The 23,850-nt window shown below is 58.8% G+C and carries 18 protein-coding genes and 1 pseudogene; 9 read left to right on the top strand and 10 right to left on the bottom strand.

Annotation, left to right across the window (positions count from 1 at the left end; genetic code table 11):
* Positions 1–136 precede the first annotated feature (136 nt).
* From AC3CHX_RS04840 to AC3CHX_RS04810, 7 genes are all read right to left on the bottom strand, one after another.
* Positions 137–1,231 carry an ABC transporter substrate-binding protein gene (locus AC3CHX_RS04840; protein WP_488642961.1) on the bottom strand — a complete coding sequence of 365 codons (1,095 nt, stop codon included), beginning with the start codon at positions 1,229–1,231 and terminating at the stop codon, positions 137–139.
* 28 nt (positions 1,232–1,259) lie between these two features.
* Entirely contained in the window at positions 1,260–3,371 is a 2,112-nt protein-coding gene (locus AC3CHX_RS04835; RefSeq protein WP_488642960.1) for a TonB-dependent receptor plug domain-containing protein, read from the bottom strand.
* 110 nt (positions 3,372–3,481) lie between these two features.
* Positions 3,482–4,279 (bottom strand): citrate synthase family protein, encoded by a 798-nt coding sequence (locus AC3CHX_RS04830; protein WP_488642959.1) that lies wholly within the window; start codon positions 4,277–4,279, stop codon positions 3,482–3,484.
* Entirely contained in the window at positions 4,276–5,097 is an 822-nt protein-coding gene (locus AC3CHX_RS04825; protein WP_488642958.1) for a citrate synthase family protein, read from the bottom strand. The genes AC3CHX_RS04830 and AC3CHX_RS04825 overlap by 4 nt, the downstream gene beginning before the upstream one ends.
* A gap of 25 nt (positions 5,098–5,122) precedes the next feature.
* The gene (locus AC3CHX_RS04820; protein ID WP_488642957.1) at positions 5,123–6,982 is read right to left on the bottom strand and encodes a thiamine pyrophosphate-binding protein; all 1,860 of its coding nucleotides are present in this window, start codon (positions 6,980–6,982) and stop codon (positions 5,123–5,125) included.
* 329 nt (positions 6,983–7,311) lie between these two features.
* Positions 7,312–7,590, bottom strand: a complete 279-nt coding sequence (locus AC3CHX_RS04815; protein ID WP_488642956.1) for a hypothetical protein — start codon at positions 7,588–7,590, stop codon at positions 7,312–7,314.
* Between the two features lie 87 nt (positions 7,591–7,677).
* Positions 7,678–8,337 carry a DUF2076 domain-containing protein gene (locus AC3CHX_RS04810; protein WP_488642955.1) on the bottom strand — a complete coding sequence of 220 codons (660 nt, stop codon included), beginning with the start codon at positions 8,335–8,337 and terminating at the stop codon, positions 7,678–7,680.
* A gap of 199 nt (positions 8,338–8,536) precedes the next feature.
* On the opposite strand from AC3CHX_RS04810, the pseudogene AC3CHX_RS04805 reads away from it, so the two are divergent.
* The 9 genes and pseudogenes from AC3CHX_RS04805 to AC3CHX_RS04765 form a co-directional block, all read left to right on the top strand.
* Positions 8,537–9,508 (top strand): annotated as a pseudogene (locus tag AC3CHX_RS04805) (IS481 family transposase); the annotation flags it as partial.
* Between the two features lie 192 nt (positions 9,509–9,700).
* Entirely contained in the window at positions 9,701–10,450 is a 750-nt protein-coding gene (locus tag AC3CHX_RS04800; protein ID WP_488642954.1) for an MgtC/SapB family protein, read from the top strand.
* A gap of 179 nt (positions 10,451–10,629) precedes the next feature.
* Complete coding sequence (locus AC3CHX_RS04795; RefSeq protein ID WP_488642953.1) at positions 10,630–12,261, top strand: methyl-accepting chemotaxis protein; 1,632 nt, start codon at positions 10,630–10,632, stop codon at positions 12,259–12,261.
* A gap of 76 nt (positions 12,262–12,337) precedes the next feature.
* Positions 12,338–12,796, top strand: coding sequence for a chemotaxis protein CheW (locus AC3CHX_RS04790; protein ID WP_488642952.1), 459 nt, complete (start codon positions 12,338–12,340; stop codon positions 12,794–12,796).
* Entirely contained in the window at positions 12,796–14,001 is a 1,206-nt protein-coding gene (locus AC3CHX_RS04785; RefSeq protein ID WP_488642951.1) for a CheR family methyltransferase, read from the top strand. Before AC3CHX_RS04790 ends, AC3CHX_RS04785 begins: the two co-directional genes overlap by 1 nt.
* On the top strand, positions 13,998–14,684 hold the full coding sequence (locus AC3CHX_RS04780) for a chemotaxis protein CheW (RefSeq protein ID WP_488642950.1): 687 nt from the start codon (positions 13,998–14,000) through the stop codon (positions 14,682–14,684). The genes AC3CHX_RS04785 and AC3CHX_RS04780 overlap by 4 nt, the downstream gene beginning before the upstream one ends.
* A complete protein-coding gene (locus tag AC3CHX_RS04775; RefSeq protein WP_488642949.1) occupies positions 14,681–16,921 on the top strand; it encodes a hybrid sensor histidine kinase/response regulator in 2,241 nt (746 codons plus the stop codon). Before AC3CHX_RS04780 ends, AC3CHX_RS04775 begins: the two co-directional genes overlap by 4 nt.
* Positions 16,922–17,240: 319 nt before the next feature.
* Complete coding sequence (cheB, locus tag AC3CHX_RS04770; RefSeq protein ID WP_488642948.1) at positions 17,241–18,278, top strand: chemotaxis-specific protein-glutamate methyltransferase CheB; 1,038 nt, start codon at positions 17,241–17,243, stop codon at positions 18,276–18,278.
* A gap of 30 nt (positions 18,279–18,308) precedes the next feature.
* Positions 18,309–19,334, top strand: a complete 1,026-nt coding sequence (locus AC3CHX_RS04765) for a GGDEF domain-containing response regulator (protein ID WP_488642947.1) — start codon at positions 18,309–18,311, stop codon at positions 19,332–19,334.
* A 120-nt stretch (positions 19,335–19,454) separates the two neighbouring features.
* On the opposite strand, the gene AC3CHX_RS04760 is transcribed toward AC3CHX_RS04765, so the two are convergent.
* The 3 genes from AC3CHX_RS04760 to AC3CHX_RS04750 all read right to left on the bottom strand — a co-directional run bounded on the left by AC3CHX_RS04760 (position 19,455) and on the right by AC3CHX_RS04750 (position 23,738).
* Complete coding sequence (locus AC3CHX_RS04760) at positions 19,455–20,354, bottom strand: SHOCT domain-containing protein (protein WP_488642946.1); 900 nt, start codon at positions 20,352–20,354, stop codon at positions 19,455–19,457.
* Positions 20,355–20,512: 158 nt separating this feature from the next.
* Positions 20,513–21,838: a carbohydrate porin gene (locus AC3CHX_RS04755; RefSeq protein ID WP_488642945.1), complete on the bottom strand. Its 1,326-nt coding sequence runs from the start codon at positions 21,836–21,838 to the stop codon at positions 20,513–20,515.
* Positions 21,839–22,235: 397 nt separating this feature from the next.
* Complete coding sequence (locus AC3CHX_RS04750) at positions 22,236–23,738, bottom strand: CoA-acylating methylmalonate-semialdehyde dehydrogenase (protein WP_488642944.1); 1,503 nt, start codon at positions 23,736–23,738, stop codon at positions 22,236–22,238.
* Positions 23,739–23,850 lie beyond the last annotated feature (112 nt).

Genomic DNA, 23,850 nt, shown 5'->3' with positions numbered 1-23,850 from the left:
ATCGGTTCCTCAAGATGAGGGGAAAGAAGCCGTCAGATACTGACCGGCCATGCGTATTGCATCTGCACCCCATGCCGGGCTGCATACATTCATACCTTTATCGAAACTAGTACATGCTCAACTGCTGTTTTCAGGTTCAAGGTTCCGGGAAAACGAAATCGAAATTGCGTTGCTGCTGATAGTCGATGTTCAAGCCGATGTGACTGGCGGTGCGCAGATTGACCGCCGTAAGCACCTCGCGTAACGGTGACAGGCCACGCTTACGGGACTCTCCTGCGAGCATGCCGAGGGCGGAACTGGCCAAGTCGTGCCCCAGTCCCAGGTTATTCGGATACAAGGCGAACAAGGCGCCCTTCTTGACGTGCAGGAAGCTGCTGGAAAAGACTGGCACGCCACGGCTCCAGGATTCCCTGAGAACCAGCGGCAAAATCGTGTCTTCGTCCACTGTGGTGGCATCCTGGGGTAGCCAGACTGCATCAAGCCGACTGTCGGCTGCGGCGAAAGCGGCTTCGTAAAGGTGTCCCGCCGAGGCCAGGTCGTGCGCTTCACGGGTTACCAATTCCAAGCCTTGGGCCTTGGCTGCTTCCCGTGCCAGCTTGATTAGCCATTCGTTGCGTTGCGGGTCGTAGATGACAGTCACCCTTTTTGTGCCGGGCAGCAGTTTTTTCAGGAGCGCGAACAGCAGGGCCGGGTCCGGCGTCAGACTGATGCCCGTCAGGTTGCGGCCTTCGCTATCGGGAGCCGACAGCACGCCGCCGACCACCACCGCGAAGTCCCGATCCAACCCGGCCGCGGTCTTCAGTCCTTGACGCCCGAGAGCGATCACCACCCTGGTGCCGCCGCGCTTCAACTGCATGTTCAGGTCGGCCGTATTGCTGTTCGGTCCGATCGGGTAAACGTTTACCTGCACTCTGGTCTGCGCTTCGATGCCTTCGATGATCTTGGCAAAGATGCTGCGATAAGGCTCAGCGATATCCGGGTAAATGACAGCGATCGCGCCTTTGTTATCTGAGTTCTCCTGTCGTTTTGGCGGAGCGTCCAGGGCGGCCAGGAGGATCGGGTAGAGGTCATGGCGCATGACAGGTGTTTCGGTACCGCTATCACTCCAATCCGGCAACTGGCTTTCTACGGTTCTGTCGCTCTTGCCGAGGTCCGGGCCGGCGCGGCCGAACGTACATACCAGCAGCAGGAACAAGCCGAGCTCGATCCGCAATGCGGCAGCATATGACATCCTGAGAGGCCGAATAGTCACGGACGGTTCAGAGCTTGTGTTGAAACTGCACATAGAAAGTGCGGCCCGGAAGCGGTAAATCGAACGGTATGTTGCCCGGAGCGAAGCTCGGATCCCTGGCATCCCGGTCGAACAGGTTCAGCACAAGTGCATCGACACTCCAATTGCCAAACAACTTCTCTTTCCGCAAATTCAGATCCACTGTGGTGTAGTCGGCAATCTGAGGGCGGGTGTCTCCCGGCTGGCGCTTGCGGTCGGCCACATGGTTGATCGTGGTACCAAGCTGCCACAAGGGCGCGAAGCGCCAATCGGCGCGACCGAACAGCCGTTGGCGGGGCGCGAGGCCGGCATCCTGGCCGCTGGCCTGGTCGATAGAGTGTTGCAGCGAATAGCTGCCTGACAGCCGCAGAGTGCGCGTGGCATCCCAAATGGCTTCCAGTTCCAGGCCTCGCCCCGTCTGGTCGCCGGTATTTTGCGCAGTGGAACCGGTCGACGGGTCGGCATTCGGCACAAACTGAATGATGTTGTGCATGCGGTAGTAGAAGAAGCTGAGGTTGGTTTGCAGCGCTTGCGTGGGTTGCCATGCGAACGCCAGTTCACGCGTGACGATGGTTTCCGGTTTCAGGTTGGGATTGCCGATCGTGACCGGATTATTGATGTTGTACTGCTCGGCGAATGACGGCGCGCGGAAAGCGCTGCCATACAGGGCCTTGACCGTAAAATTATAAGCAGCATCCCACACCAGTGCCAGGCGCGGATTGACGGTGTTACCGAAATCGGAATAATGGTCATCCCGTACTCCCGCAGTCAGGATCCAGTCCTTCGCCAGGGTCCACTCATCCTGCGCAAACGCATAACTGATAGTGCGTTTGTGGGGTGTGAGGAATACCTCGCTGGTGCCGCTGACATCAACGAGACTCCCCAACGGAACGAACGCGATCCCCACACCGGGGATCGCAACGAGCCTGAAGTTCTTGCTCTCGCTGGTCTGGTATATGTCTTCAATCCGGAAACCGGTACCGACCCGGATCCGATGCTTCTCGAAACCGGTATAGAATCCCGACAGGCTGATTTGACTGTCGCGTTCATCGTGTCCGGGATTGCCGATGACACCGCTCGGGAATGTCCCGCCGAACGCTCCTGGCGGGAACAGCACCGTTGGCGGGTCTGCCGGCAGTTCCTGAACATCCTTCACGGAGGCCTGCGCTGTGATATCCCAATTGCGAAAAAAATTCGGATTGGAGTAGGTCAGATCGGTGTTCCAGCGGTGTGCCCTCACCCGCGCCTGAGGATCCAGAGTCTCTGCCAACCCTACCCCTGTGCCGGTTTTCATGTCCTGGTAACCGGCACGGAAACGCCATAAGTCGTAGGCCAGATCCAGCTGCATATCCAGATTATCGCGCATAAGCTGCTCCGGCCCCGGGGCCAGGGAGGCGTGCGTTCCGAAGATTTTATCCAGGCTGGTTTGCGCATCAGCGTCAATGGTCTTATTTGGGCCGTTGGTATGACCGCCCCCCAGATAGAAAGCCACATCCACCGGACCCATTTTGCCGCCATGCAGGAGCCAGGCGTCGTGCGTATCGAATGAGCCGGCGCGGACACCATACTGGGTACCATTAATGTCGGCTGCAGTCTTGGTAATGACGTTGATTACCCCGGCGAAAGCATTGGCGCCGTAGAGCGCAGATCCAGGGCCGCGGATGATCTCGATACGGGCTATGTTTTCGATCGGCACGCCGCCCCAGGCCAGGTCGCGGTTGCCAAGAAAGGCGTCGTTGATGGGAATGCCGTTGACGAGCATCAATGTCTGGGGGTTGTATAGGGAGGTGATACCGCGAAACGAATATATCGGGTCGTTGTACAGGCCTGAGTGCGAGACATGCAGGCCGGGTACGCTTTCCAGCACTTGATCCATGTTCGTCGCGCCCATCGCCTGGATGTCCTGAACGGTAATCACCGAGGCGACTGCCGGCGCGCGGGAGATGGACTGTTCGCTGCCGGTGGCGATGCTGACGGACGCTTTATTCCCATACGAAAGGGCTAAGTCGTCTTCTTCGGCATTTTGCTGAGCCGCAGCAACAGCGCTACTCAGAAACAGCACGACGGCACACGGAACTTGCGATTGCCAGTGTTTTTTCATTTTCGATCCATTATTTTATGGAACTCAGATGCCACCAAGAGATGTACAACCGGTATCTCGATCCCCCCACCAAAAAAAAACACTACTCACTGCCTATTACCTTATTCCTGCTACCAGAGGCGTCGCGCTGGCCCCTCATAACGCAGCTGGGAACAGCGCAACGGAAATGTCGCACCTTCAGGACGCTGGCTAGCCTCCAGATAACAAGGAGGCATACCCGCCATAAATGAAGGCAGCAGGAACAGGTAACACTCGCGCGGAGAGAATCCCATATCAAGGGGAATCGCCACGACTGCACCACCGTAGTTAATCGGTAACTTCCGCCCCATCCGGAGCAAGCCGCGCTCTATTTCGAAGGCCAATTGCAGATAGGGGCCTTGCGCTATTTGTTCGTGTTCCATACGGGCGAGAATCGCCGGAATGCGTTCGTCCACCTGGAGGGTGGCCACCGGCCGGCCATATCCCAGGATGCGCCGATGCTGCTGCAACTCCTGCTCCAGAATTGTTTGCAGGGACTCGCCCGCAAGCATGCGGTCATGGGCGCGGACCAGAAAATCCGCCGCGGCGAATTCTGGCTGCCAGCCATAAATACTGGCCTCCGAAACAGCAATGGCGGCGGCGACGCCAAGGGCGCCGGTACTGCGAGCGCTGCCTGCCAAAGCCGCGACACGGTTGTTCCACAAGCGCGGATCCGGGTAGCTGGTGTAGGTCCAGAGAGCGTGCAGAACGGTTATTTGTTGCGCTGAATAACGGCGGCCGGTGATGCCGAAGGTATACAGCTCGATCCAATCCATGTCTTTCAGGTCCGCATGCAGATCATGGCCGCGGAACACCGCCCGCTCGCCCGGAAAACATGCGCCCATGCGGGTGCGTAAGGGACCTTCGTAATCCAGCAAAGTGTTGCTCATGCTTGCTCCTTCCGGACAGCAGGGCCGGGATCGTTTTCCAGATCCAGTGCGAAGAAAGGAAAGTGGCGAAAACCTTGCTTTCCTTGTTCCAGGGCGTGGGCGGCGGCACCGGGTAGCCGCAGCAAAAGGGTAAGCATCTCGCCCTCGCTCGGAGAGAAGTCCAGATCGGCAAGCGCTGCTGCGGCTACGCCGGTCATTGCCAACGGATGGCCGGCGGCCGTTTCCAGCGCTTCCCGCTCTTGTGCCAGCCACGTCAGATGCCCGGCCGGCAGCGTCTCAGCGAGCAGCGACAGGGTCTGGCGCACGGGCTTGGCACAGTGTTTGCCGTAGGGATCGAAGCCAGGAGGGTGTTCAGCCTCAGGCCACACTTGCTGACGCGTGGGCGGGGCCGGAGCGGCCAGGCGGGAGCGCCAGGTTTCAAGTTCAGTCCCGTTATTCTTCCATGCCTCTAACGCCAGGAAGACTTCCCGTGCGCCACCGTAGGAACCGGCGCCGACGGCAAGCGCCGCCACCAGAACCGAGGCGGCAGTCGAACCGCCGACCCCGGCCGCCATCGCAGCGTGCACCGAGGAATCGCGCGGACCGGGATTGGCCAGCGCCACAGCCAGAATCTCCAACGCGGCAATCGCGTCCGGCGTTGGACGCTCACCTTTGAAAAGGAGATACAGGTATTCGATGTAGCGGGCCTTGCCGAGCAAGTCGCCGTAGACGTCGTAACCCCGGCAATAGCACGCTGCGGCAGCGAAAGGGTTGTCCGGTTCCGGCTCTTCTTGCCAGATACTGCTGCGAATGGTGTTTGGATTTTCTGCGTCGCTCATCTTATCCCCTGTCGCGAATCATGCCTTATTGGCCGCCGGCCAAAACGCGCATACGAACATTCATGGGTGGCACTTCGTCGCGATCGATGAATACGTCCAGCAGCGTCGGCCCCTGGCGCGCGCACATGGCGGCGATATCCAGCTTGGCCAGATCTTCCGGAGCACGAATCGTATGCGCTTCTGCGCCCATGGCGCGTGCCATGGCGGCGAAATCGGTGGGAGGCAAATCACAGCCGATCTGTTCGGCTCCCGCCAGCCGCTGGCCGTGCTTGACCATTCCCAGGGCCTGGTCGTTGAGGATGACGAAGATGACGGATTGCTTTTCGGCGACCGCCACCGAGATTTCCTGGCCATTCATCAGAAAACTGCCGTCGCCGGTAATGCACACCACCGGCACTTTCGGATTCGCGGCCGCAGTACCGACAGCAGCCCCGATGGCCCAGCCCATCGGGGCAAAGTTCATGGTAACCCGCAGCCACCCGCCATCGGTCTTGCGTCGCCCCGGCGCGCGTGCGGTCCCCCCTGCGCCTTGGCGCCTTTCGGATCTGCGCCTGTCCCTTGGCTGCAGGTAATGAATAGCCCAGGCAGTGCTATTCCCGGTATCAGCGAGAAAACGGGTGGTGGGGGGAAACAGCCGGCCCAATTCGCGCATCAGTCGTTGCGGCAGGATCGGTATGACGCTGCTCTCGTACTTGTTCGGAGTAGCCAGCATGGAACCCGGTTCCCAGCTGAGGCCATGCTGCTTGCGAACCAGGCGCCGCTGTTCATACGCGAAATTCCCCGCTCGCCGCACGTCATGGATATGCACGACAAGGCGGTTGAAGATCGACAGGATGCGCCCCCGCATGTGAAAGCCCGCCATCGGGGTGTGCGTCAGGTGCTCCTCCGAATCGTCGATATGCACCAGCCGTGCATTCATCAAACTATCGCTCCATCCGGCACTGCTCCATTCCCCCATGCCGGTACCGATGGCCATGATCAAATCCACCGACTCGTCGCGCAAGGCCGTTTCCGCAGAGGCATGGCCGGCGAAGCCGAATACGCCGCGAAACAGCGGGTGATGCGGGCTCACCAGGCCCTTGCCGTCTGGCGTTGTGATCACTGAAGCACCGCTCAGATCGGCGAACTCGAGAATGGAACCGATGGCCTCGCCGCAACCCGCGCCAATCAGCAACACCATATTTCCGGCTTTGGCCAGCATGGGAAGCAGTTTTGCAAGCGCTTCGTCGTCAACCAGGGACGCCGGCTGCAAGAGGGCTCGCAAGTCATAGGTGGGGGTTGGGTGTGCGCTCGGACTGCGGAACACATCCACCGGGATACTCAGATGCACTGGTCCCATGGGGCCCCGGGTGGCGCGCTGCAATGCTGTCATGAGTTTGTTCTCAAACTGCTGCGGGTGCGACACCAGCGAATTGTAGCGGGTGCAGTGCTGAAGCATACCCAGGGTATTGATACCGGTACAAGCGGATTCCTGGAACGGATGTTTGCCAAAAAGAGGCAAAGCCGGCTGCGCCGTGATGACCAGCATCGGAATATTGTTGTCGTAGGCGCAAGCGACACCGGTAATCAAATTGGTAGCGCCTGGGCCGGACGTGGCGCAACAGACACCGATCTTGCCGGTTTCCCGGGCATAGCCATCGGCCATGAAGGCTGCTCCCGCCTCGTGCCGCGCCAGCATGTGGCGCACCCCGCCCCTGCGAGCGCTTCTGGCAAGGGCATTAAAAAGGGGTTCAATGGCACCGCCGGGAACGCCAAAGACGTAGTCGATTTCCATCTGCTCCAGATAGGCCACCAGCAGATCGGCGATTCCCATAGGCTGCTCAGGAATCAGCTCTGTATTTTTCCTTGGCATATCGTCATACAACTGCACATTATCGGCACTCATGTCGGAATCTCTCTCTTTATGGCGGGAAGATTGCTGTGATCCGTCGGCGAGCATCCGGCATCCATATAAACATGCCGATTGAGAGGCCGATTATTGCTGCGTTGCAAATTTATTGTAATCGTCTGTGAATAAATCGCCAAGTAAAATAATTACGTGCAGAAACAGTCTTCTGCAGCGCCGGCGGCGTCGGATGAGAAGGCATTCAGCAAAGGGAATCAGAACTGCGGAAAATCGCGGGCGGGGTGCATCGTCTCCCCGGAATTGGCGGCGCTACAATCAAGGGAGAGGAGAGTTGTTCATGAGCGAATGGCAATTCGAACACATGCCACTCAGTGCGCGAGACGCTTAAGTGTCCAGTGCAAGGCTAACGCCGGTGTCAGAAGAATAAAGACAAGATAAAACCGAATTAGCCCGAAAAAATTCAGCACGAGGACGTGCAGGGAATGTCGGTCAATGAGTGCCCATCGATCGACAATGAGCCCGTCCCAATAACCCTGCCAGCCGTAGTAAGCTCCGAAATACAGCAAGCCGAAGACAAGGCCGATGAGGAAGGCTCTGAAAAGAGTGTTTCGAATAACACGGATCGTTGCCTGTGCATCACTCATCATCGGCCTCCTCAGGTTGGCGTCTGTCGGGTTGCTGAGTCCTGCAGGGCCCGCACAATTGCAGGCACGGCAAAACCGATTCGCCGCGCCTCAAATCACAGACGATCCATCATCCCCACTCCAGTCGTCGCTAGCGACGTCGTCCACGCTACTGCTGTCATCCGTTGCCGCATCGTTTCCGTAATAATTGTTGATCGTGGTGTTCTCCACAGGTGTCGCCAGCGGCGCCATCCCGGCTTGATTCATCAATCCGGCGCCGCTGTTGGGATGCATCAGGTGTTCGATCCCCTGGAACAGGAATGCACCACCCGCCACGCCGGCAGCGGTGGCCGCGACGGTGCCGAGCGCGCTCCCGATGCCGCCGCCGAAGAAGCCAGGTGATGCCGCCGGAGCCGGGCTTTGCATCACGGGGGCTTGCATTGGCGCCGGGGCACTCGCCATCATCGGGGCTGCTGCTGGCCGGGATACTGCAGCCGGCGTGTTGCCCCAGGCATTGGGGTCGAGGAAGCCGCGCGCTGGCGCAGCTTGCGTTGCCTGTAATTGGCTCTGCAGCGCAGCGATTTGTGTTTTTGCGGTATTCAGCGCTTGCTCCATCAATAGTGCGCGCTGTACCAGGAGGTACGCCGCGTCCGGTTGTTGCGCAACGGCATTGGCAATCAGTGCATCGGCTTGCGGATCTTTCGGAATACCTCGCACCTGCGTTAATTGATTCAGAAAATCCTGTAGCGATTGGGTTTCTTGTGGACTCATGTTTGTTGCTCCTATAGCAGCGAAGAAGAATTAGTCAGACCAATATTATGCACGTGATCTGCATCACTACGTGTTTAGTCCCGTGCGATCATATTCCTCGTCGTAGCTGGCCTCTGTTTCGAGCGAAGGCGGTTCTCGGCGAGTTGATTGCGGGCCGTCCACGGCAGCAGTTGAAACAATCATTTAAGCAGTCGAGAGCATGAGTACACGAATTCATCCACAGGCCCGCACCACCCCAAAGATCCGCCAGGAGATCAAGAACTCCGGCCTCTCGGATCGCGAGGCTGCCAAGGTCTTCAACATTACCCGGGCGACAGCGGCCAAATGGCTCAAGCGCGATGATGTGCAAGATCGTTCGCACCGCGCTCACACCTTGCATACAACTCTGACTGCCACGCAGGAGGCTGTCGTTTTATCTCTGCGCCAGACACTCTACCTGCCACTCGACGACCTGCTTTACATTACCCGGCAATACATCAATCCGGCAGTATCCCGTTCCGGTCTGGCACGTCTTCTGAAACGAGAAGGCATGGCACGGCTGGAAGACGTAATACCGAAGGCCGAAGGGGAAACCATCGCTCCCAAGAAGACCTTCAAAGACTATGAGCCGGGCTTTGTTCACATCGATATCAAATACCTGCCGCAGATGTCGGACGAGACGTCACGGCGTTATCTGTTCGTCGCCATCGACCGCGCCACGCGCTGGGTATTCCTGCACATTTATGGCGATATGACCAACGCCAGCAGCGTCGATTTTCTGCGCCGTCTAAAGCTGGCTTCGCCAATCAAGATCGTCAAGATTCTGACCGATAACGGCTCGCAATTTACCGACCGCTTCGCAACCAAAGACAAGAAGCCGAGCGGCAAGCATGCCTTTGATGTGGCATGCGCCGCCATCTCGATCGAGCATCGTCTGGCACCCCCGCGGCACCCGCAAACGAATGGCATGGTCGAGCGTTTCAATGGCCGAATCAGCGAAATACTGCAACAGACCCGCTTCGATAATGCAACGGACCTGGAAACGACTTTGCTGAACTATTTGAAGCTGTACAACCACCATATTCCGCAACGCGCGATCAACGGTCGAACACCAATTCAGGCGCTCAAGGAGTGGCAACGGAAGAAGCCAGAATTATTTGTTAAACGCGTCTATGATCAAACGGGACTGGACAACTACGGTCCCGCGCCGGCTAGCCGGGCCAACGCACAAGTGGATTGGAGGAAACAAGCACCCGGACGCGCCCGGAATTTGTACCTCAACGGTCTGCACGATGGCGGTGAGCGGTATCATTGAGATGGTCAGTCTGACATTTTTCGCGCCCCATTTTTGGGGTACTGAAAAGAATAACTTAAAAGAAAATATATGAACATGCTTTCACTTGATTCACTGGCCGCCTATTGGTCGGCTCCCGAAGTTGCCACTAATATCCTTATCTTCTTTAACTTGTTGGGCGCCTTGATGTTGGGGATGGTGGTCGGCTACGAGCGTGCATTCCACGGGCGGGCTGCCGGGATGCGCACTTACGGCCTGGTATGCATGGCTTCGGCAGGGCTCACCGTGTTCGTGGGTTACCCCGGTCTCTGGTATGGAGGACTGGTCTCGCTGCCCGTCAATCCGGATCCGACCCGGGTCGTGCAGGGGATCGTCACCGGCATCGGCTTTCTTGGTGCCGGGGTCATCATGAAAGAAGGCTTGAATATCCGGGGGCTCACCACCGCAGCGTCGATTTGGACTGCCTCGGCGATTGGGGTCCTGGTCGGCGTCGGGTTCTACGTCGCGGCGATATCGCTCACGCTGTTGTCCACCTTGTGCATGGTATGGGTAGCCAGGCTTGAGCGCTGGTTGCCGTCGCGGGCGGGCGTCGCCATTACAGTGGAATTTGAAAAAGGCGTTACCCCACGCGAGGAAATATTGCGCAAGGTGGCGTTGGAGCACGGCTATGAAATTGCGGGGGGCTCGTTGTCGATCAGCGCCAGGGACAAGCACATCACATGGCATTTCATCGCCGTCGCCATCGACAGCAAGAAGGGAACCTCGGTCTCCGAACTGGCGCGCATGATGAATTCATACGAAGGGGTCGAGAACTTCGCGTTGACCCACTGCCGCAACTGAACTGCCAATCCAGCGTTGCGATTGTTAAAAATTTACCCGTTTTCGATCTTCCTGGTTTATTGTATCCACAGAGCAACTCACCAATACCGAACTGTTGCCAAATAAATAACTCAAAAAGCATACCCGCCGATGTCAATCGCGAAAATGCAACGATCATCAACCAACAACAGGGGTAACACTTGAAGCAATGGACTATTCGGCAACGAATGCAGGTCAGTTTTGCTGTCATTCTGGCATTAATGGGCCTCATGGCGGGTGTCACCTACTTCAATCTGGCCGCGATCGAACACGAAACCACCAGCTTCCTGACCGACTCCCTGCCGGGCCTGGAATTGAGCACCGGTATTCGCTCGGCCTGGTCTCAAAGCCACCTGGTCACGATGCAGATGATTGCACTGGATACCCAGCCTGAAAAGCGCAAGCAGGATCTGGCGGCCTTACGCGCCGACGCCGAAAAAATGGACAAGCTGATCGCGGATTATGAGAAGACCATCTTCCAGGTGCAGGACAAAAACAATTTCGATGCTTTCAAAGCCGTGCGCTTGCGCTATGACCGCATCATGTCCGAGGTGTTGAAGCTCGATGACATGCAAAAGAATGCCCAGGCCCGCAACATGTTTACCGAGCAGCTCGAGCCCGCCTGGCAACAGGGGCGGAGCGCCACTACCCGGCTGCGCGACTTCAACCAGCAGTCCGAAGTGCGCTCTGTAGAGCAAATTGCGGCCACAGTGGCAGTCGCCAAGAACAGCTTGCTGGTAGCGCTGGCGATTGCGCTGGCAGCGGCAATCATCTGCAGCTACTTCCTGCTGCAGGCGGTCACCCGCCCGATGGCGCAACTGATTGCCGCACTGGAGGTGATCCGTTCGGGGGATTTATCGCAGCGCCTCAACCTCAATCGCCGCGACGAGTTTCATGCGCTCGAAGTCGGTCTCAACCGCATGTCCGACGAACTGACCGGCCTGGTCGGACAAGCCCAGAAATCGGCGGTCCAGGTCACCACGTCGGTTGTCCAAATCGCCGCGACCGCCAAACAGCAGCAAGCCACAGCCAACGAAACTGCCGCCACCACCACCGAAATCGGCGCCACTTCCCGTGAAATCTTTGCCACCTCGCGAGAACTGGTGGGCACCATGAATGAAGTCTCGTCCGGCGCCGAACAGGCTGCCCGACTGGTTGGCAGCGGTCAAGCCGGCCTGACCCAGATGGAAGACACGATGCGCCATGTGATGGATGCAGCCGGCTCGGTCAATGCCAAACTCGCGATTCTCAACGAAAAAGCCGGCAAGATCAATCAGGTAGTCACGACCATTGCCAAAGTCGCCGGACAAACCAATCTACTGTCGCTGAACGCCGCCATCGAAGCTGAAAAAGCCGGTGAATACGGTCGCGGATTTTCGGTCGTCGCAACCGAAATCCGCCGTCTGGCCGACCAGACCGCGATTGCCACCTACGACATCGAACAAATGGTCAAGGAAATCCAGTCCGCGGTGTCGGCCGGCGTGATGGGCATGGACAAATTTTCCGAAGAAGTACGACGCGGCATCGCCGATGTGCAAAATGTCGGCAACCAGTTATCGCAGATCATCCAGCAGGTACAAGCGCTGGCACTGCGCTTCCAGTCGGTCAATGAAGGTGTGCAGACCCAGGCCGTCGGCGCCGAACAGATCAGCCAGGCGCTGGGGCAATTGGGCGAAGCCGCTCAGCAAAGCGTCGAATCGCTGCGCCAGTCAGGCCAGGCGATCGACGAGCTGACACTGACCGCGAACGGCCTGCGCAACGGCGTCACGCGCTTCAAATTGAAAGCAGGCTAGCCGGATGTTTACAAACCACCGCTAAGGCCACGACGGAAATTTGAAGAAAGCCTCAGCAGATAAAGATCGACATCACATGCTTTTTTTATTGTTCCAGATCGGTCATGATCATTATGCGCTGGACACGCGCCAGGTGGCTGTCGTGCTGTCGCTGGTCGACCTGAAACAAATGCCGGCGACCGCGCCCTGGGTGGCCGGCATTTTCACGTATCGCGGCCAATCGGTTCCGGTGATCGACCTCAGCCAGCTGGCGCTGGGTCGTCCGGCGCAGCGCCGTGTCAGCACGCGTATCGTGCTGGTGCACTATCCGGTCGCGGGACCGGATAGCCGCCTGCTGGGACTGGTGCTGGAAAAAGCCAGCGAAATCATGCGACGCGATCCGTCCGCGTTTCGCGACAGTGGCATCGCGCACGGCAACGCCCCTTATCTGGGCCCGGTCACCGACGATCCGCGCGGCATGATTCAATCCGTCCGGGTACAGGACCTGCTGCCGCCCGAAGTGCAGGCGCAGCTGTTTCCAACTGTGGAAAAATAATGCCACTCGCAAAATTCGAAACCTTGTTAAAACGCACGATGGGGCTGGATATCCAGTCTATCGGCCGGCCGATGCTCGAGCGCGCATTGCAGGAAAGATGCGGCAACTGTGGCTTGGCCGACCTTGATGCCTACTGGCTTTTTTTACAGAAATCGGAGCCGGAACAGCTGCAATTGATCGAGGCCATGATCGTGCCGGAGACATGGTTCTTCCGCAATCGCGAAACCTTCATCGAGATGGCGCAACTGCAACCACAACGCCCGCTCAGCGCCAGCCGGCCTTTGCGTATCCTCAGCCTGCCCTGTTCAACCGGCGAAGAGCCCTATTCCATTGCGATGGCACTGCTGGACACTGGCATGCCGCCGCAATATTTCCGGATCGACGCGATCGACATCAGCGCGCAATCGATCAGCATCGCCCGTCAGGCGGTCTACGGCAAGAATTCGTTTCGCGGAAATTTTCTGGCATTTCGAGATCGCCACTTCGCGCTGAATGCGCAAGGCTATACGCTGGCGGAGACAGTTCGCCGTCAGGTGCGCTTCATCCGGAGCAATCTGTTTGCCGACGACTTGCTGCCCGGAGAACCTCCCTACGACATTATTTTTTGCCGAAATTTACTGATCTATTTTGATCGCCCGACACAGCATCAGGCGATCGCCATCCTGACCCGGCGGCTGGCGCCGGAGGGCCTGTTGTTTGTCGGCCCGGCAGAAGGTGCGTTGATGATGCAGCGTCCGCTGACGCCGCTCGGGACGCCAATGACCTTCGCGTTCCGCCAGGGCGCACGCAAGCGCCAGGACATCTTCATACCGTCGTCGCCGGTGCCTGCCGCATTGCCGTCACGCCAATCGATGGCCAGGCCGGCCTCCGCAGCGGCCCTGGCGCCGCTGCCGCAGGAAAGCCTGGCAGCCGCGCAATTGCTTGCCGATCAGGGGAAACTGGGCGAAGCCGCCAATCTGTGCCAGCAATGGATCAATCGGCATGGCGCAGCGGCCGCTGCCTACTATCTGATGGGCGTGATTCACGACGCCACCGACCGCCAGCAGGCAGCTTCGGATTGCTATCGCAAAGCCTTGTATCTGGAGCCGACCCATGCGGATGCGATGGCTCACCTGGCCGCCCTGCTGCAGACTCAGGGCGATAGCGCCGGCGCCAAACTATTGCAGCAACGCGCGCACCGTTCGACCGATGGCGAGCAAGCATGAACGCTTTCCCAGACCCAACAGACAAATTCACGCCGATCGACGATTGCTGGAACCGGATCGGCGTGCGCGGCGATGCCTCATGCGAAAAGCTGGCGCAGCATATCGACTGCCGCAACTGCCCGGTCCACGCGCGTGCTGCCGCCGAACTGCTGGATCGGTTACCGGCAGACGCTATTTCCAGCAGTTGGGACGACGGACTGGAGAGTCCGCAGCAAAGCGCCGACGATCTGGTCTCCTTGCTGCTGTTTCGTATCGGTGAAGAATGGCTGGCGCTGCCCACCGCGCTGTTTGAAGAAATCACAGAATGTCGCACCGTGCATTCACTGCCGCATCGCGGCAACGCCATCGTGCTGGGCATTATCAACCTGCGCGGCGCGCTGGTGACCTGCATCTCGCTGGCTGCCGTACTCGGCATTGCGCGCGACGACAGCGGCAAACACGCGGCCCGGCAGCAGCAGCGGCGCATGCTGGTGGTCAAGCGCCACGGTCAGGCCACCGCCTTCACTGCCGACGAAGTACACGGCACGCTGCGCGTCGCCAGTGCGGCACAGCGGCCGGTGCCAACCACGCTGGCCCGCGCCGCCGGTCATTTCACGCACGCTGTCATTAGCTGGAATGATCGCAGCGTCGGCTTGCTGGATGAAGAATTAGTGTTTCACACGCTTGACCGGGGCCTGGCATGAACCCGGACGATATGCGCAATGCCTCAATGCTTGACCTGTTTCGGCTTGAGGTCGACAACCAGGCGCAGGTCATGAGCAGCGCCCTGCTCGCCATCGAACGCTCCGCATCGCCGGAACAACTGGAAGCCTGCATGCGCGCGGCCCATTCAATCAAGGGGGCGGCACGGATTGTCGGCTTGCAGGCAGGCGTGGATGTGACCCATGTCATGGAAGACTGCTTTGTCTGCGCCCAACAAGGAAATCTGCAACTCGGCCCGCGCCGCATCGATCGGCTGTTGCTGGGCGTCGATTTGTTGCTGCGGATCGCCGCCAGCGCAGAGGATCAGCAATTCTGGCAAGCCGGTAGCGGCCGCAAGGAAATCGACGCGTTCCTGCAAGGCTTGCAAAACAGCCTGAATCAGCCAGACGAGCGCGAGCCGCCACCAGTGAGCGCAGCGGCGGACATCGATGCCCCACACAGCGCAAGCGATGCTCAGCAGGATAGCGCCGATCGCATGCTGCGCGTCACCGCCGCCCATTTGAACCAATTGATCAGCCTGTCCGGCGCATCAATGGTGGAGTCGCGCTGGCTCCCGCCTTTCAACACTTCACTGTTGCGCCTGAAACGCCTGCAGCAAAGTGCCGCGCAATCGCTCCAGCTGTTGCATGACACCCTGCGCGACAGCGGGCTGGCAGATGCGCAACTGAAGGGTTTGCGAGACTGCCGGCAGCAGGTCGACGCCTGCCAGGAAATGCTGGCGGAACGGTTGGCCGAACTGGACTTATTCGAACGCCGCAACAGCAGTCTGGCGCAGCGTCTGTACGATCAGGCGCTGGCCTGCCGCATGCGGCCATTTGCCGATCGGGTGGCCGGCTATGGCCGCACGGTGCGCGATCTCGGACGCATGCTGGGCAAGCCGGTAAGACTGGCCATCAGCGGCGCGACCACCCAGGTCGACCGCGACATCCTGGAACAGCTGGACGCGCCACTGGTACATTTGTTGCGCAATGCACTTGATCACGGCATCGAACTGCCGCACCAGCGGCGCGCCGTCGGCAAGGCCGAAGAAGGCCTGATCACGCTGGCTGCCCGGCACCATGCGGGCATGTTGCAAATCACCGTCAGCGACGATGGCAACGGCATCGATCTGGAGCAACTCCGCGATACCGTGGTGCGGCGCGGCCTGGTCGATCGGGCCACCTCAACCCGGCTCAGCGATGCCGAGTTGCTGCATTTTCTGTTATTGCCCGGCTTCAGCATGCGCGACACGGTCACTGAAATTTCAGGACGCGGGGTCGGCCTTGACGTGGTCCACAACATGCTCAAGCAGATGCACGGCACGATCCAGATTGACAGCGAATTCGGCCGCGGCATGCGCTTCGAGCTGCAACTGCCGCTGACGCTGTCGTTGGTGCGCTGTTTGCTGGTCAGTATTGGCGGCGAGCCTTACGCTTTTCCTCTGGCTTACGTCAACCGCACCATGCTATTGGATAAGCATCAGATTGAATTGCTGGAAGGCCGCCAGCATTTTTCTTTCGAAGAGCGCCAGATCGGCCTGGTGGCGGCCAGCCAGATTCTGCAGAGCGGCGAGGTAGCGGCAACCGACGACGGCATCGCGCTGGTGGTGATTGGCAGCCAGGCGCAGACATACGGTTTGCAAGTCGACCGGCTGCTGGGCGAACACATGCTGGTGGTGCAACCGCTGGACGCACGGCTTGGCAAGATCAAGGACATAGCGGCAGCGGCGCTGATGGAAAACGGTGCGCCGGTACTGATACTGGATGTGGCCGATATGTTGCGCTCGGTCGAAAAATTGATTGCGCACGGGCAGCTCGACAAAGTCCACAACGGCGTCGACCGGCAAGCGGTGCAGACCAGCAAGCGGGTGCTGGTGGTCGACGATTCGCTGACAGTGCGCGAACTGGAGCGCAAACTGCTCAGCCACCGCGGTTATGCGGTGCGCGTCGCAGTCGATGGCATGGACGGCTGGAACGTCTTGCGCAGCGAACCCTTCGATCTGGTCGTGACCGATATCGACATGCCGCGCATGGATGGCATCGAACTGGTCACGCTGATCAAGAAAACCCCGCAGTTGAAAGCTATCCCGGTAATGATCGTGTCGTACAAGGATCGCGAGGAAGATCGCCAGCGCGGACTCGAAGCCGGCGCCGACTACTATCTTGCCAAGGCCAGCTTCCACGACGAAACGCTGTTGCAAGCTGTCGTGGACTTGATCGGCGAGGCGCAAGGATCCTAGATTCCTCAGTTGACCGCTTACTTTTGTCTGGAAATCCGTATGAGCACACACTATCTTTCGTTTGATAAGCTGCACCGACTGAGTGAGAGCGCTACAGGTGCGATTGCACATTTTTCCGGCCCTCTGGCCGCGTTGCTCCTCCTTGCAGGGAAAGCCCTGCCGCGGTGGAGTAGGGAATTCAGACGACATGTCGTCTGCCTACGCAACGGTTTGCCCTTGCAAGGGCAAACTCCTACCCTGCAGGGTTACGGGCGTCGCGCCTTGCCAGACGACCGGAAAAACGCACACTCGCGCCTGTCCAACCGAGGAATCTAGGATCATGAAAATCGGTATCGTCAACGATGCCCCGATTGCGGTCGAGGCGCTGCGCCGCACCCTGGCGCTGCGGCGCGAGCTTGATATCATCTGGATCGCCGAAGATGGCAGGCGCGCCATCGAACTGTGCGCCTGGCAGGTTCCCGATCTGATCTTGATGGATTTGATGATGCCGGTGCTGGATGGGGTCGGTGCGACCCGCCATATCATGGCCCACACCCCATGCGCCATTCTGATCGTCACCGGCGACGTCGGCGCGAATGTCTCGGCCGTCTATGATGCGATGGCATACGGCGCGCTGGATGCGATTGATACTCCCAACGCTTTGCTCAGTCATCCGCGCAACGGCGTCAATTCCTTGCTGGCCAAGATTGATGCGATCGAGCAACTGATCAGTCAGCGCCAATATGCTCCCGAGAGCAACGCCGGGACTGCGGCTGCGACCAAGCGCAGCTTGCCACTGCAAACCGCCGATTCCGCCCACCTGATCGCCATTGGCGCATCTGCCGGCGGGCCGGCGGCGCTGGCAACGCTGCTATCGCAACTCCCTGCGGATTTTCCGGCGGCACTGGTCGTGGTGCAACACGTCGATGCCCAATTTGCCGCCGGCATGGCTGACTGGCTTGCCGGCCAATCGCGTTTGCCGGTGCGGCTGGCGCAAGATGGCGACTGTCCGGCGCCGGGCAGCGCGCTGCTGGCCGGGACCAACGACCATCTGCGCTTGATCCACCCGTTTCAGCTGGGCTATACCGAAGCGCCCAGCGGTTACCCGTACCGGCCGTCGGTTGATGTGTTTTTCCAAAGTGTCGTGTGCATGTGGCCCGGCAAAGCCATCGGCATTCTATTGACCGGCATGGGAAGCGACGGTGCACTGGGATTGAAAGCCATGCGCGACAAGGGTTATCACACCATCGCCCAGGACCGCCAGTCCAGCGCCGTCTACGGCATGCCGAAAGCGGCGGCCTTGCTGGATGCCGCCGACGATATACTGCCGGTCAACCGCATAGCAGAAAAGCTGGTCAGCATCGTATGCAAACAATAGAAGCAATCAGTTCAGATACGGAGCAAACATATGCATAAGGAATTAAATCTCGACATCGACCAAGCGCCAGACGACTATCCGGTGATGGTCTTGCTGGTCGACGACCAGGCCATGGTGGGCGAAGCCGTCCGACGCGCATTGTCGAATCAGAGCAACATCGATTTTCACTACTGCGCGCATTCCGACGAGGCCATCGAGGCGGCAGAGAGGACCAGACCGACGGTGATCCTGCAAGATCTGGTGATGCCCGGCATCGACGGCCTGACGCTGGTGCGTCAATACCGCGCCAACCCGGCCACCCGCAACGTCCCGATCATCGTGCTGTCGACCCGTGAAGATGCGGCGGTCAAGAGTGCCGCCTTCACTGCCGGCGCCAACGACTATCTGGTCAAACTGCCGGACACGATCGAACTGGTGGCACGGATTCGCTATCACTCGCGTTCGTATGTGAATCTGCTGCAACGCGACGAGGCGTATCGCGCGCTGCGGCAGAGCCAGCAGCAACTGCTGGAAACCAATCTGGAACTGCAGCGCCTGACCAATTCGGACGGTTTGACCGGGCTGGCCAATCGACGCTCTTTCGATGCATATTTCGGCGCCGAATGGAAGCGTTGCGAACGCGAGCAAGCCCAGCTATCGGTATTGATGATCGACATCGATGATTTCAAGCAATATAACGATACCTATGGACACCTGGCCGGCGACATCGCACTCAAGCGAGTGGCGCAGTGCATAGGCAGTTTTGCGCAACGCCCGACCGACCTGGCGGCCCGGATCGGCGGCGAAGAGTTCATCCTTGTCCTGCCGGCCATCTCGCCCGAACATACGAAGAAACAGGCGGAAAAACTGCTAGTCGCGGTGCATGCGCTGCGATTCTCCGATGACACATCCACCCACGACGTCCGCGTCACCGTCAGCGTCGGTGCTGCCAGCGTAGTGCCGCAACGCGGCATTTCTCAGGCAAAGCTGATCGAGGCTGCAGATCAGGCGCTGTACCGGGCCAAGCGGGAGGGGAAAGACCGGGTCAGCATCGCTCCGTGGCCGGGGTCATCATAGTTGAAGCGGCCGTGTTTCGTCACCGGTTTGCGGGTATCTGGTGAATCACGGCCGGTGTAAAAAATCCCTACCAGCGTAACCGCTCGTAGGGATCGGGTCGAGCATCGCATTCGCCCCGTTTTAAAAATCCTTCAGGATGACGCGGCGCTTTTCCTGGTATTCCTCTTCGGTCACCAAGCCTTGTTGCTTCAATCGTGCGTTGATCGCAAGACGTCGCTCGACATCGCTAATCGCTTGGTCTGTTACCACAGGACTCTGCACAGCGGACTTCGCCGCTGGGGCAGTTCCAGCGTGGAGTGCGGCTGGCGCGGTGACCGTTGCCGCCAGACGGTCAAGCGGCAATATCAGCCAATCGTTTCGACCAGACGAAAATTGGAACCAGTCGCCCCCTTTGACATTGCCCGATTCCGCCAAAGCCCGCAGCCGACTGCCAGGCGTAAAAACTTTAGTCGGCTGTTTGCTCAGCCTTTCAACATCAAAATTGGCCTGGACCAAACCGAAAATCAGGTTCAGCTTCCCATTAGCGACGAATACCCGACCGGTGGTCACCGAACGGGAAGGCATAAGCCCCAGCAGCTTATGCATTCCGGAGACGGCAAACACCACGTCCTCGTTCACTTTTGCACGTTCCAGCCCGTGCGCCAGATGAGGCACGATCTCGTTCAGTTCCTCAGGTAGGAACACTGGCTCACCGTTACTCACCTTCAGCGCCGACAGGGCCGCCGCGAGCTGGGTGGCATTGATGGCTTGTGACTGATTCGCTGCCGAACCCGCTTCGCTCGGCTCCAGACGAACAAAACTGTACTTACCTCGATATAGCTCAGCCCCTTGTTTCGAAGCCGGGCGCACTTCCGTGGATTTACTGTCACCGCCGATCCCGCCGATGCCGAACGTGGAGCAGCCAGACAACACCGTGCAGAAAGTCAATGCAACCACGCCTGAGCGCATCGTCGTCCTGACGGCGGGGTAAGTACCGACGGCCATGTCTTCTGCAAGCTCCCTGCCCTTACATGCTTTCATTATTGACTCCCTCAAGTTTGCAATATGCTCAAGGCCAGATTCGCAGCGATGTTCATACCGGCCACATTTAAGCAATCGGTGCGAACCTGTCTCTGAGGAGCTGTAACCGGAGCGGCCAAAGCACGGCCACTCCGGAAAAGCAGGCTGGAAGTGCCAGCTTAGAACCAGACTTCCACCTGAACACCGACCATGGAGCCAGCGGTAGTCGACCCAAAGGCGCCGGTGGACGACAGCGCGCTGCCTGGGCTTGCATTGTCTGCCGCCAACCTTGCCGCATCGTTCCACTTGGCATAGGTGTAGAAGAAGCGCAGATCAGGCCGTGCATTCACCCCGGGACCGCCGGAAATGGTCGGTGCAATGGTAAATTTTGTCATGTGGCGGGTAGGGCCATTTTCCGGTTTGACGGTATCGAACCCAAGATCCGCTCCCAGCTTGATATGCGGCGTAATGCCATACACAAGGTGCCCGCCCAGGCTGGTCCAAACCTTGTTTTCGGTGACGCCCAGTACCGTTTGGGCTGCCGTATAGCCACTGTCCTTCTGGTAAATCGCGACCAATTCACCACCCAGTCTGGGCGTAAACTGGGTGTACGCCCCTTCTACGATCCGGAAGCGATGAACATCTTTGCTGTCGGTCAGGTCACCGATCGCGCCGATCGCCGTATCGCTGCCACCGGTGCCGGGACCAGTGCCGTACTGAACTGCAAACTTGTTCCAGCCGTCGCCATTGATACCGACCTGACGGTGTTGAATCGTGACCCCATAGCCCGAATGGAGGGTCTGGCCGGGATTATCGGTGGAGCCTTTGGCATCCTTGACAATGAAGCTCGCACCCAACTCGAGTGAGCCGTTCGGGTTGGTGTTAATCCCACGCAGTTGAAAGTCGTGCCGACTGGCGGAGTTGCTGCCATTGATTGCCAGCGCGCCCACGGCCGGCTCCTGCCCGGTCGTTGTCGCGACCAAAGCATCCTTGCGCAGCCAGGCATAGCTGAACTTCAGGTTTCCTGCGATGGCCAAATCCTCGATGCCGCCGCCGAAGCCCTGCCCGCTCCAGTAGAAAAAGTCATTCGGGCCGAGCGCTTCACGTTTGTAGTATTTGCGTCCCACCCAGACGCTGGCGCCATTCAACTCGGGAATCTTGTCGCCCTGCGCATAAACCTGCGGTAAACCCACAGTGGGGTTCGTCATAATGTTGGGGCTATCAAAGTTGAACATCATATACGCCTTGAACACCGCGCCGTCGTCGGTCTTGATCACCTCCTGGCCGAGCCCGAATTCGCCGTATACCTGGCACTCGTTGCCGAGGCGGTACTTGGTCATCGCACCTTGCAACTGAAAACAGGTGGCGCCTCCCTTCGATGAATTTGAACCGGCGAGACCGCGGAAGTAACCGTCATAATCGACCGCGAAAGTCGACTGACTCAGCGCAATGAGTCCTGCGGTAAGCGCTGCTTGTTTCAAAATTTTAATTTTAGTTGTGTTCATTTGAATTCGTCTCCTGTGTAAACCAAGCACCTCTGGATGCTTTTACTGTATTGACCCCGTTCAAAACAAACGGCGCCGTTTATCCCACCAAGTGTGGAAATTTCTATTGTCGAAATAGGGCCATTCCTCAGGACCCTCTTGCAGGACAGAATTTAAGGCGCAAAAATCCCCCTGGCCCAGTCAAGGCCATTTCCAAGATGCGGATTGAGATGAAGGGGGAAGTGTCTAGGAGCCTGTCGGACTTGGGAGTAATCGGCTGCAAAAATATCTGGACGGTCCATATTTCACCGCCTTCTCGGTCAATAGCTCGCTATTGACACTTCGAATCCGGCAAAATCTGTCCTCGCCCAGCTATTTTTTCGCTTCGATTCCCCAAGTCCGACAGGCTCCTAGGCGTTTATTTCATCGTCGGCATGGCAAACTCGGCACCGGCGGCAATCGATGCCGGCCAGCGTTGCGTGATCGCTTTTTGCTTGGTGTAAAAGCGCACCGATTCCGGACCGTGGGCATGATGATCGCCAAACAGGCTGCGCTTCCAGCCGCCGAAACTGTGGAATGCCATCGGCACCGGAATCGGCACGTTCACGCCGACCATGCCCACTTGCACGCGCAGGCTGTATTCACGCGCGGCGTTGCCGTCACGGGTGAAAATGGCGGTACCGTTTCCGTATTCGTGCGCATTGACCAGATCGATCGCGGCGCTGAAGTCCGGTACGCGCACGATGCACAGCACCGGCCCGAAGATCTCTTCCTGGTAGATGCTCATGTCCGGCGTGACCTTGTCAAACAGCGAGCCACCGAGGAAGAAACCGGCTTCATGCCCCGGCAAGACGAAATCGCGCCCGTCCACCAGCAATGCCGCACCTGCTGCGACGCCCTGGCCGATGTAGTCGATGATCTTGGCTTTATGCACTTGTGTCACCACCGGGCCCATCTCGGCCGACAGATCCATGCCCTGGGCGATCTTCAGGGAACGGATGCGCGGTATCAGCGCTTCGACCAGCTGATCGCCGATGTTGCCGACCGCGACCACCACCGAGATCGCCATGCAGCGCTCGCCTGCCGAGCCGTAGGCCGCGCCCATCAACGCATCGACGGTCTGGTTCAGGTCCGCATCCGGCATCACGACCATGTGATTTTTGGCACCGCCCAGCGCCTGCACGCGCTTGCCTTTGGCGCAGCCGGTGGCATAAATGTATTCGGCAATCGGCGTCGAACCGACGAAGCTGACGGCCTTGACGTCGGGGTGATCAAGGATCGCATCGACCGCCGCTTTATCGCCCTGCACCACATTAAAGACACCATCGGGCAGTCCGGCCTCTTTCAGCAATTCAGCCAGCAACAGACTTGCGGATGGATCGCGCTCGGACGGTTTCAATATGAAGGTATTGCCGCAGGCAATCGCCATCGGGAACATCCACATCGGCACCATTACCGGGAAGTTGAACGGCGTGATGCCGGCGCAGACGCCGAGCGGTTGACGGATCGACCAGGCGTCGACGCCGGTGCCGACCTGCTCCGAAAATTCACCTTTCAGCAGTTGCGGAATACCGCAGGCGAATTCGGCTACTTCAATGCCGCGCGTCACTTCGCCTTTGGCATCGGTAAATACCTTGCCGTGTTCCTGCGAAATGATTTCCGCCAGGCGGTCGACGTTACGATCCAGCAATTCCTTGAACTTGAACATGACCCGCGCGCGGCGCAGCGGCGAGGTCGCCGCCCATGCCGGGAAAGCCGCCTTGGCAGCAGCAACCGCGCGGTTCAGATCGTCATGCGTCGCCAGCGCGACCCTGGCGCTGACGGCGCCGGTGGCTGGATTGAAGACGTCGCTGGTGCGGCCTTCTGCTGGCGTGACGTGTTGGCCGGCAATAAAATGGCCGATGATGGAGGGTGTTGACATGGTGTGCAAACTTTCAAATGAGGAAATTTGGGGCACGAATCCTAAAACGGCTATCCGTAGCCCGGCGGAACGCAGCGTCGGGGATGGTTGCATAGCCCGGATGCGCTACGCT

This window comes from Glaciimonas sp. OK215, from assembly GCF_057787885.1.
The sequence above is the reverse complement of the archived record's forward strand: the minus strand, read 5'-3'. Positions and strand labels throughout refer to the sequence as shown.